At 49.2% G+C, this 10,502-nt stretch carries 7 protein-coding genes and 1 CRISPR repeat array; all 7 genes read left to right on the forward strand.

Features of this window, described 5'->3' with window-relative positions; translation table 11 throughout:
* Positions 1–1,035, forward strand: a 1,035-nt coding sequence (locus QMA35_RS19700; RefSeq protein ID WP_281648858.1) for an HNH endonuclease domain-containing protein, incomplete at its 5' end; no start/stop codon positions are given.
* A 96-nt stretch (positions 1,036–1,131) separates the two neighbouring features.
* A complete protein-coding gene (gene cas1f / locus QMA35_RS19705) occupies positions 1,132–2,103 on the forward strand; it encodes a type I-F CRISPR-associated endonuclease Cas1f (RefSeq protein WP_281648859.1) in 972 nt (323 codons plus the stop codon).
* The gene (cas3f, locus tag QMA35_RS19710; RefSeq protein WP_281648860.1) at positions 2,100–5,462 is read left to right on the forward strand and encodes a type I-F CRISPR-associated helicase Cas3f; all 3,363 of its coding nucleotides are present in this window, start codon (positions 2,100–2,102) and stop codon (positions 5,460–5,462) included. Before cas1f ends, cas3f begins: the two co-directional genes overlap by 4 nt.
* A gap of 312 nt (positions 5,463–5,774) precedes the next feature.
* The gene (gene csy1 / locus QMA35_RS19715) at positions 5,775–7,037 is read left to right on the forward strand and encodes a type I-F CRISPR-associated protein Csy1 (RefSeq protein ID WP_281648861.1); all 1,263 of its coding nucleotides are present in this window, start codon (positions 5,775–5,777) and stop codon (positions 7,035–7,037) included.
* The gene (csy2, locus tag QMA35_RS19720; RefSeq protein WP_281648862.1) at positions 7,034–8,068 is read left to right on the forward strand and encodes a type I-F CRISPR-associated protein Csy2; all 1,035 of its coding nucleotides are present in this window, start codon (positions 7,034–7,036) and stop codon (positions 8,066–8,068) included. The genes csy1 and csy2 overlap by 4 nt, the downstream gene beginning before the upstream one ends.
* 18 nt (positions 8,069–8,086) lie before the next feature.
* A complete protein-coding gene (csy3, locus tag QMA35_RS19725) occupies positions 8,087–9,118 on the forward strand; it encodes a type I-F CRISPR-associated protein Csy3 (protein ID WP_281648863.1) in 1,032 nt (343 codons plus the stop codon).
* An 8-nt stretch (positions 9,119–9,126) separates the two neighbouring features.
* The gene (gene cas6f / locus QMA35_RS19730; RefSeq protein WP_281648864.1) at positions 9,127–9,714 is read left to right on the forward strand and encodes a type I-F CRISPR-associated endoribonuclease Cas6/Csy4; all 588 of its coding nucleotides are present in this window, start codon (positions 9,127–9,129) and stop codon (positions 9,712–9,714) included.
* A gap of 130 nt (positions 9,715–9,844) precedes the next feature.
* Positions 9,845–10,473: direct repeats of the CRISPR family, unit length 28 nt; unit sequence GTTCACTGCCGCACAGGCAGCTTAGAAA.
* Positions 10,474–10,502 lie beyond the last annotated feature (29 nt).

Genomic DNA, 10,502 nt, shown 5'->3' on the forward strand with positions numbered 1-10,502 from the left:
ACTGACGGACGTTTTACTGCTTTGATCACGGTGCAAAACCCGGCTGAGTCTGAGCTTGTGAGTCCGGGTATTTCCTTTCAAGGCAAAACGGATCGCGGAAAGGGTTCGACGACTGTCGTAATCGCTATAGCTAAAATTTTTAAACCGTTATTGCTGGACAATCAATACCGACAGCAACCGGGTAATCAAGGCTGTGGTTTTGCCAAAGAAGGTTTTCGTGGGCTGGGAGATATTGGCCATGATTTACGTTTTGGCGCATCACTGGCAGGCTCCAGAGCGAGCACGTTGTTCCATGCTCTGCGGGATGCCCGCAACACCCTAAAAACCATGCCAGCCAGGTTTCTGACTCTACCGAACAGCAGTGATCCGGTATTTCCCAGCACCAGCAGCACCTTGCGCAACACCGGTAACCTGAATATCGATTTACCCTCTCTCAGTGCTTTTGGTGAGTTTCAGGTACCCACACACCTGTGGGATGCTATGACTCACTATGCCTGCTGGATTGAGCCAGCCATTAATAATGAATGGTGTCAGATCATGATGACTTACCACCGCAAGCAGGGAGAGACGGTAAGGTTGGGTGAACTTCATGACGCATTAACCTGGAAGAACGATATTCGCTCCACCAGCGAAGTCCGCACTATTGTTGAGTGCATGCGCACAAGCCATATAGCCCCAGAGTGTGTATGGACGGGGGATTCCTTAGCACGCAAGAAATACGAAATTGATCACTGTTTCCCCTATGCCAACTGGTTCAATAATGATTTGTGGAACCTGATGCCAGCCACGGAAACGGCTAACGGGAAAAAGAGTAACAAGCTACCAGCTGGTGAGCTGCTCCCTGGCTCCAAAGATAGAATTCTGGGATGGTGGGAACGCGGGTATACCGAGACTGGACATGAATCCCGGTTTTATACCGAGGCTACGGCTTCGTTGCCGGGAATTCAGAACCGAACACTGGATGATGTGTTTGAGGGTGTTATTCGGCAGCGCCTGCACTTGAAGCATGAACAGCAGATGCCGGAGTGGAGGTGAGCAATCTATAAACACTATGCAAATAGCCATGAACTAACGCAGCGATACACTATCTCAATAATTCCTTCATCATTCCTATAGACGTGGGTAATTCCAGTGCAGGAAGCCTTAACAGACCTTAAAGCTATTCTTCATTCCAAACGCGCCAATATCTATTATCTGGAAAAATGCCGGGTCATGCAGAAGGATGGGCGTGTTCTTTTTCTTACAAAAGCTAAAACTGCCAACCAGTACTGGAATATTCCTATAGCCAATACAACCTGTCTTTTACTGGGCACAGGTACATCAATTACTCAGGCCGCGATGCGGATGCTGGCTTCCGCTGGCGTACTTGTAGGTTTTACCGGGGGGGGAGGAACGCCATTATTAATGGCAGCGGAAGTAGAATGGTTAACACCACAGAGTGAATATCGCCCTACAGAATACTTACAAGGCTGGATGAGTTTTTGGTTTGATGACAACAAACGTCTACAAGCAGCAAAACTCTTCCAGCAGGGGCGGATAGACTACCTGCGTACTATCTGGGGTAAAGACCGGGAGCTGATCACTGAAGGCTTTAACAGCGCTGATCCTCATATAGAAACTGCGCTTACAAATTTCATCCGGCAAACCAACAAAGCCCGCAGTTCCAGCGAATTAATGCAGATTGAAGCCCGACTGACCAAACAGCTCTACAAAGTGGCGGTCAACAGCACGGGCTATGGAGACTTCACCCGGGAGCGCACCGCTGAAGACACCGCTAACAGCTTTTTGAATCATGGTAATTACCTGGCCTATGGGCTCGCTGCGACCACACTCTGGGTGCTGGGTATTCCCCACGGTTTTGCAGTCATGCATGGGAAAACACGGCGTGGGGCTCTGGTGTTTGATGTGGCCGACCTGATTAAAGATACTCTCATACTGCCTTGGGCATTTATTTGCGCCAAAGAAGGAGCCAGTGAACAGGAATTCCGCCAGCAATGTTTGCAGGCCTTCACCGATCATAAATCCCTGGATTTTATGTTTGAGCAAGTGAAAACCGTCGCTATGCATACCGACTGGGATACGACAGGAAGCCAAACGTTATGATGGTGACTTTTGTTTCACAGTGTGAAAAAAACGCCCTGAAGAAAACCCGCCGGGTACTGGATGCTTTTGCTAACCGGATTGGCGACAACGTCTGGCAAACAGTGATGACCCAGGATGGGTTAAACGCCGTTAAAAAACTTCTCCGTAAAACAGCCAGTAAAAACACCGCCGTCAGTTGCCACTGGACTCGTTCCCGTGCACGCAGTGAGTTGGTGTGGATTGTCGGACAGCGGGACAAATTTGATTCAACCGGTGTCGTCCCCGTGAACAGTACCAACAGGCCATTACTGAATCATTCAGCAGAAAGTGACTGGCATGACCTGCCGCTCATTCAAGCCTTAACCGGCATTGCCGCGATTCTGCATGACTGGGGCAAGGCCAGTAAGCTGTTTCAGAATAAACTCCAACCTAACAGCAAACAGAAATTCAAAGGTGACCCTATTCGTCATGAATGGATATCCTGTTTGCTGCTGAATGCTTTGGTCAAACACCATACAACAGATGGGAACGACGACAGCGGCTGGCTCACGGCACTGGCGAAAGGAGAATGGGACGAAGGCGCTCTTAATGCGCTCTCACCCTCACTTCTCGATAACCCCACGAAACCCATGGAGAACCTGCCTCCAATTGCCAGCTTGGTGGCCTGGTTGGTGGTCTCTCACCATCGTTTACCCTTGCCATCAAAACAACAGTGTAAAAATTCCCGTGGAGAGAAGGCGGAGTCCATAGGCGACATTCTCAAGCGTACCAGTCACCAATGGGGCTATGAAAATCGCTACGATGAAGCCGAGTACCAGGCTCGCCTGCAGGCCTGTTTTACTTTCCCGAAAGGCTTAATCAGTTCATCCAAACGTTGGAAACAGGCACTGGCCAAATGGTCCAACCGACTGCTGGCCTGCCAGCCACAGGTGCAGCCCATTCTGGCTGATAACCGTTACCGGGTTGTCCTGCATCATGCGCGCCTGTGCTTAATGCTGGGCGATCATAAATATTCCTCCCAGGATGCGGCCAAAAACTGGCCGGACACCACAGGCCTGTTTGCAAACACCGATTCAGAAACCAAAGAACTGAAGCAAAAACTGGATGAACATTTGGTGGGGGTTGCCCAACAAAGTGTCCGTAATGCCTGGCTGCTGCCCGCTTTTGAAAATGAACCACCACAGGCGAAGGATGTCGCCAGCTTAAGAAAGAAAAGCCCGCCAGCTTTTGCCTGGCAGGACAAAGCCGTTCTGAAAATCAAGCAGTGGCGAGCTGAACAGCCGAAGAAAAGACACGGGTTCTTTGCGGTTAACATGGCAGGCACGGGCCAAGGCAAAACCTTTGCGAATGCCAAAATTATGCGGGCACTGTCGGAGGATGCCAATAGCCTGCGTTATATCCTCGCTCTCGGGTTGCGAACACTCACCTTGCAGACAGGGGACGAATACCGGGATCGCATAGGGTTGGACAGCACGGAACTCGCTGTATTAATTGGCTCCCGTGCCGTTATGGAGCTTCACCAGCAAGCCAGGGATAAACAAGAAGAAAGCAAAATTGAAAGCTGTGGATCTGCGTCTCAGGAAGCTTTGCTGGATGAAGAGGTAGATTTTGAATGTGCCCTGCCAGAAGAAGGGCTAACAACTCTTCTGACCACAGACAGGGATAGAAAGTTTCTCTACGCCCCCGTACTGGCCTGCACAATTGATCACATGATGGCCGCCACTGAAACCAAACGTGGCGGCCGTTATATTCTGCCAGCACTAAGGCTGTTGTCTTCTGATCTGGTGATCGATGAAGTTGATGATTTTACCGGACATGATCTGATTGCTATTGGTCGGCTTATTCACCTTGCCGGTATGCTGGGGCGTAAAGTGATGATCTCCTCGGCCACCATTCCTCCGGATTTAGCAGAGGGTTATTTCAAAGCCTACCGGGATGGCTGGCAACTGTTCTGCAAAACCCGTAATGCCAGTCAGCACATTGGTTGCGCCTGGATCGATGAATTCAATGCGCAGGTGATAACCAGCGATGAGCAAGTGCTGTTTCAAGCCATTAGCGCTTATCGAAACCACCATGCCGGGTTTGTAAAAAAACGCGTGGCAAAGCTCGAAAAAGCCCCGGTCAAACGCCGCGCTGATATTGTCAGTTGCCAGCCGGTACTTGAGGCAAAGGATGAAAAGCAGAAAACCTATTTTGAACTGATCGCCCAGAGTGCTCTGCACAAACACCAATGCCATCATACAACCGATACCAAAACAGGCATAAACGTATCGTTTGGTGTGGTGCGTATGGCGAATATTCAGCCCTGCGTGAGCCTTAGCCAGTCTCTTCTGGAACATGAATGGCCAGAACACACACAAGTTCGCGTTATGGCCTACCACAGCCAGCAGGTTTTGCTTATGCGCCATCGGCAGGAGCAACATCTTGATCAGGTACTCAAACGCAAAGAGAAAGCAGGCGAAGAACCACAGGCGTTCCGTAACCCTGTTATTCGTCAGCACCTCGACCAGACTCCAACTGGAACCCAGCAACTGCTCTTTGTATTGGTCGCCACGCCAGTAGAAGAAGTCGGGAGAGATCATGACTTTGACTGGGCCGTTGTTGAGCCTTCGTCGTATCGTTCAATTGTTCAACTGGCAGGGCGGGTGCTGCGCCACCGGAATAAAACCATTACCGAGCCGAATGTCAGTCTGTTGCAATACAACTGGAAAGGCATTGAAAATATTCACCGCCCGGAAGAACGAGTTTTCCTTCGGCCAGGGTTTGAAGAATTCTTCACCTTGAAAACCCATAACCTGAGCGCATTGATTGATGAGCAAGCCATCGGCCAGAGGCTGGATGCCGTACCGAGAATACAGAAACCATCAAGGCTCGATCATACCGGACAGTTGGCAGACCTTGAACATGAAGTCACTCACCGGCTGCTCACCAACTACCGCAAGACAAACTGCCCTGTTACCAACAAGCCCGCCCAGATCGGACCAGGTTATTTAAAGGGCTATCTGGAAGAAGCCTGGTTTCTTACGGCTGTTCCGCAGGCACTCACGCCATTTCGTGATGGCCCGCCAAGCATGAAAGTATTCCTTGTTTATGACAATGAATTAGACACCTGTCGTTTCTGCGAAAAAGACAAAGATGGATGGATGATAGACCGTGAAGCGGCACTGAATATTCAGCGTACACAACTGAGTGCTGAAGCGGAAAACCGATTATGGCTGAAGCGTGATTATGAGCAGGCTTTAGCAGAAGAGGCTGACGTGCAGGAAAATTCGAAGCGTAGAATGTCACTGCGTTACGGTGAATTGAGCTTCAGGTTTAGTGAGACGAATCAATATGCCTATAACGATCAGTTGGGGTTGGTCAAAATCATAAGAGAATAAGTTGTAAAGCAGGCGGCGATACTCTCGCCGCCTGCTTTCTGCCTGTTCGGCAGTTAACGGTCACTATTTTACAAGGATGTATATTACTAAGCTGCTTTTCAGCAGGGGTGAGGCAGTATATACAAAATTGACTGGTCAATCCCATATAGCGACAGACAGTCATTCCTTATATCTAACCTATAACTTCTTTCATCAATCTCAATGAGCACATAAATAGAAACCTATACATCCTTATATAAAAGTATGTGTATCTTGTGTTACTGAGAGTTGTGAGGTAGATTGACATGATCGTTTACTAAGGAACTCACGATAATGCCAGATCCTGCAGTTGCCAGTTTTTTCAAAGAAAGAAAAGATGGCTGGTTAAAGAAGAACATAAAGCCCGCCATGGATGACGGGCAGGTTAACGAGATTCATCGTGAGTGTGAACGCCAGTTTTCACTGGAGGAATGGCTACCAAAGGCCGCCAGACGAGCCGGCCAAATTTCCATTTCTACCCATCCCTGTACCTTCACTCATCCTGGCGCCAAGAAAAATAAGAATGGTGACAGTACGACTATCATTGCTCGCGCAGAGTCCCGTAGTGATGGTTTCCTGCGCAGTGGTAATGTACAAGTCCAGGATGATGCTTTAGGTAATGCAGCAGCTTTGGATGTTTACAAGTTCCTGTCTTTGGTACTGGAAGATGGTCGACCCCTACTGAAACATTTAGAAGAGAATACAGAATTAGCCAAAGAACAGCTTTCTATTCAAAGTGAAAGTTACACCGAATTAAGAAATGGCTTTTTAGCTATGACGGAAACTGGTTCAGAAAATATAACCAGTTCCAAAATCAAACAGGTTTATTTCCCTGTCGATTCTGATTACCACTTGTTATCGCTTTTAACACCCTCAGGTATTGTTTTTGATTTACGCAAACGCCTGGACACCTTGCGCTTTGGTGATGAAGTTAAGCGGGCGCGGGATGCAAAGCGTAGTAATGAACATTACCAACAGGGTTATCGCGAAATTTACGGTTTAACGACCCTTGGCTATGGCGGTACGAAGCCACAGAATATCAGTGTTCTTAATAACCAGAATAGCGGCAAAGCGCATTTATTACTCAGTGCGCCACCTGTTTTAAAACAGCGCACCATGCATTTCCCCAAGCACGACTTTTTCAGCCAGTCCGTTCGATACCACGACTGTCGGGAACTCTTTCAGAACCTGCACACTCTCTACCAGAAAGACGATAACAATGTACGTGTGCGGGCTGCCCGTGATGAGTTTTACCTTGGCGCTCTGGATTATATTGTTGAGCGTATGTGGCAGCTGAAAGACGTTGCGAGCGAGCAATACAACCCCGAATACCATCACCTGCCGAAATCCCAGAAAATCTGGCTTTTGGGGGATGAGGAACATGAACAGATTCGTAAAAGCAGCGATGACTGGCTGGAGGATATTCAGGCATCAACCGTTACGTTTATCTTCCATGGTTACGAAAAAATATTAGGCAAAAAAGCCATCAAACTCGGCGATGCTGAACACCGCCATATGAAGAACCTGATTCAGCAACACCGGGAGGTTCTGCGATGAGTGGTGTCATACGCAAGTTGTTACTGCTGCCCCATATACACATTCACAATGCCAACGCGCTCTCCAGCCCCTACACCATAGGTTTTCCGGCCATGACCGCCTGGCTGGGTGCGGTGCATGCCCTGCAGCGAAAACTCAATGCCGCTGGCCTGCCAGTGCGGTTTGAAGCCACAGGCGTGGTTTGCCACACCATGGATTTACAAACCTACCAGGGCCCTAACGATTTTGTGGCTTCTATTATTGGCACCGGCAACCCGCTGGAACCCAAAACAGAAAAGGGCAACCCTTCCAATGCTGTCAGGCCGTCGTTTATAGAAGAGGCCCGCTGTCATCTGGATGTTTCGCTGGTTGTCGATATGACCGGGGTGGATGCAGACGACAACAGCAATCTGCATGACCAGATAACCCGCCTACTGCATTCCAGTATGAAACTCGCAGGCGGCGATATTCTCAGGTTTTCACCACCAGAAACTCTCACCATTGAAGATGGTAACCCAGAAGACATGGCGTTATTCAAACGCAGGCTGATGCCGGGCTACGCCCTGATGGAACGCCGGGATTTAATGGCAGAGGCCATGGAGCAGGGGCAGGACGCTCTGGATGCGCTGGTCGATTATCTGGCGATACATCATCGCAGCCACAAAGATGAAAACGGTGATGTCAGCTGGACCAGCCAGCGTAAGGTGCAACCGGTCAAGGAAGGTGAACCAAGTAAACCCGCAGGCTGGATTGTACCCATCGCCACAGGCTTCCATGGCATTACCCCTTTAGGTGATGCGAAGAACCAGCGCGACCCCGACACACCCCACCGTTTTGCTGAAAGCCTAGTGACTCTCGGTGAATTCAAAATGCCTTATCGCCTCGGTCAGGTCAATGACATGCTCTGGCGTTACCATTTTGATAAAGCCAGGAGTCTGTATCTGTGCCAGCAAGCAGCTCAGCAAGACACTGGGCAGGCAAGCCAGCAAACACAACATAACACCGACACCATGCTCGCGATGGATAACTCTATTGCCAGTGAGTTTGAATAATCAAGGAGTAGTTACCCCATGGCTAAAAAAGAAAACATCGCTTCAGTTCTGGCATTTGAAAAAAAACTCGTACCATCTGACGGGTACATGTATGGAACCCGCTGGGAGTGCCGCAGCGAGGTACAGCCGTTGTGCCTGCAGGAAAAATCCGTGCGTGGCACCATTTCCAATCGTTTAAAGGCTGCGGTGAAAAGTGACCCTGCCAAGCTGAACGCAGAAGTTGAAAAAGCCAACCTGCAAACAGTCGACACCTGTTCATTAGGCCCTGAACAGGACACGCTGAAACTGCATTTCACGCTCAAGGTTCTGGGGGGTATTCATAAACCTTCTGCCTGCAACAACGCCACTTTCAAGCAGAGTTATGCCAAGGCCGCCTGCGAGTATGCAGAAACCCAGAGATATAAAGAGCTGGCTCGTCGCTATGCACTGAATATTGCCAATGGCCGCTTTCTGTGGCGTAACAGGGTTGGCGTTGATGCTGTAGAAGTGGTCGTGAATGTATTGAATACAGGCAGCGAACAGGAGTGGGTGTTCGACGCTACACAATTCAGCCTTCGCAACTTTGAGAGCAAAGACTCAAACGTCAACAGTCTGGCTGAGCGTATCGCCACTGTTCTGGCCAGCGAAGACGATTACCTGCTGCTGGACATTGCCTGTTATGCCAAAGTTGGTCGGGCTCAGGAAGTGTACCCAAGTGAAGAGCTGGTACTGGATAAAGGGAAGGGAGAAAAAAGTAAAATTCTCTACAGTTACGATGACGACAGAAAAGCAGCCATGCACTCCCAAAAACTGGGAAATGCCCTGCGCACGATCGACACCTGGTACCCTGATTTTGATAATGCCGAAGAAAGTGCCGGACCGATTGCGATTGAGCCCTATGGCGCTGTGACCAACCTGGGTAAAGCCTATCGAACACCGAAAGAGAAACAGGATTTTTACACCCTTTTCGACAACTGGGCTCGCGGTGAAGCCTTACCTCGCCTGGAAGATCAGCACTATGTGATGGCCGTACTGGTACGTGGTGGTGTATTCGGCCAAAGTGACAAGTAGAGGTGAAAATGCAGGTATATATTGATATGACCCTGCTGCCCAGTGATGACATCGGCCACCACTTTCTTTGGGAAAAAGTGTTCCAGCAAGTGCATATAGCACTGGTGGAAAACAGGGATGCTGAAGGGTTCTCACCCTTTGGTATAACCTTCCCGGAATTTCATACCGAGAAACATCGCTTAGGACGCAAGTTGCGGATATTTGCCCCGGACCATGCCGCAATGGAAAAGCTCGATATTCTCAAATGGCTGGCAAGGCTGACCGATTATGTGCACATCACATCTATCCGCACTGTGCCTGAAAACGTAGAGCGTTTTGTGCGTTTTCAGAGGCTGCAAATGAAATCCAGCCCTGAACGGCTGATACGCCGCGCAGCCAAACGGCAGGGAATTACGGTAGACGAAGCGCGGGAACAAAGAGCCGGTGTTCAACCATGCCTCACCAGGGCACCGTATATATGGGTGAAAAGTTTGAGCAGCGGAGAGCGGTTTCGCCTGTTTGTGACCTGTGTTGATGAAGAGAGAGCAGGAAACCCTACCTTCACTCCTTACGGACTGGCTAAAGCGGGAACAATAGGTGCTTTACCCTATTTTTGACCTTTCAAAAATAGTTATTTAAAAATACATTAAAAATCAACCGGTTACAGCAAGGCCAAAAAAGAAAGGGTAAAACCTTCTTTCTTTCCCAAGCCATTGTTGTAACTGGTTTTTTGCGATTAAACTTATAGTTCACTGCCGCACAGGCAGCTTAGAAATACCAGCCAAGACAAACCGGGGTAGAGATTCCGTTCACTGCCGCACAGGCAGCTTAGAAAAGCGTAGAGACCGCCCACGCTCCGAACTCTCCGTTCACTGCCGCACAGGCAGCTTAGAAAATCAACAGGAAACCAGTCTGTTTCGCTCACGAGTTCACTGCCGCACAGGCAGCTTAGAAAATCAAGATCAGCCATCAGATAATTGTTCACACGTTCACTGCCGCACAGGCAGCTTAGAAATCCACTGCGCCCGGGCGTGAAATTCAATAACAGTTCACTGCCGCACAGGCAGCTTAGAAATGCCAAACAGGGGTACGCCAAATGCTTTCAACGTTCACTGCCGCACAGGCAGCTTAGAAACCTTCCGATAATGCCAGCTCTTACCGTTAGGGGTTCACTGCCGCACAGGCAGCTTAGAAAAATGACAAGGTGGTGGTAACGATTGTTCAATTGTTCACTGCCGCACAGGCAGCTTAGAAAATTAAGCAGTAAGTTAAAACTGTCATGTCAGTGTTCACTGCCGCACAGGCAGCTTAGAAAATTAATTTAGCGACTTCCTACAGCGGAACAACCGTTCACTGCCGCACAGGCAGCTTAGAAAAGCAACAGCAACCTGGCTGTTGATGGTGA

Source organism: Parendozoicomonas sp. Alg238-R29, assembly GCF_947331445.1.
Lineage (GTDB): Bacteria > Pseudomonadota > Gammaproteobacteria > Pseudomonadales > Endozoicomonadaceae > Sansalvadorimonas.

Excerpts from the sequence above, each read along its gene's own strand:
- cas3f (WP_281648860.1), top strand. The coding sequence starts at position 2,100 with ATGATGGTGACTTTTGTTTCACAGTGTGAAAAAAACGCCCTGAAGAAA.
- csy1 (WP_281648861.1), top strand. The coding sequence starts at position 5,775 with ATGCCAGATCCTGCAGTTGCCAGTTTTTTCAAAGAAAGAAAAGATGGC.
- csy2 (WP_281648862.1), top strand. The coding sequence starts at position 7,034 with ATGAGTGGTGTCATACGCAAGTTGTTACTGCTGCCCCATATACACATT.
- csy3 (WP_281648863.1), top strand. The coding sequence starts at position 8,087 with ATGGCTAAAAAAGAAAACATCGCTTCAGTTCTGGCATTTGAAAAAAAA.
- cas6f (WP_281648864.1), top strand. The coding sequence starts at position 9,127 with ATGCAGGTATATATTGATATGACCCTGCTGCCCAGTGATGACATCGGC.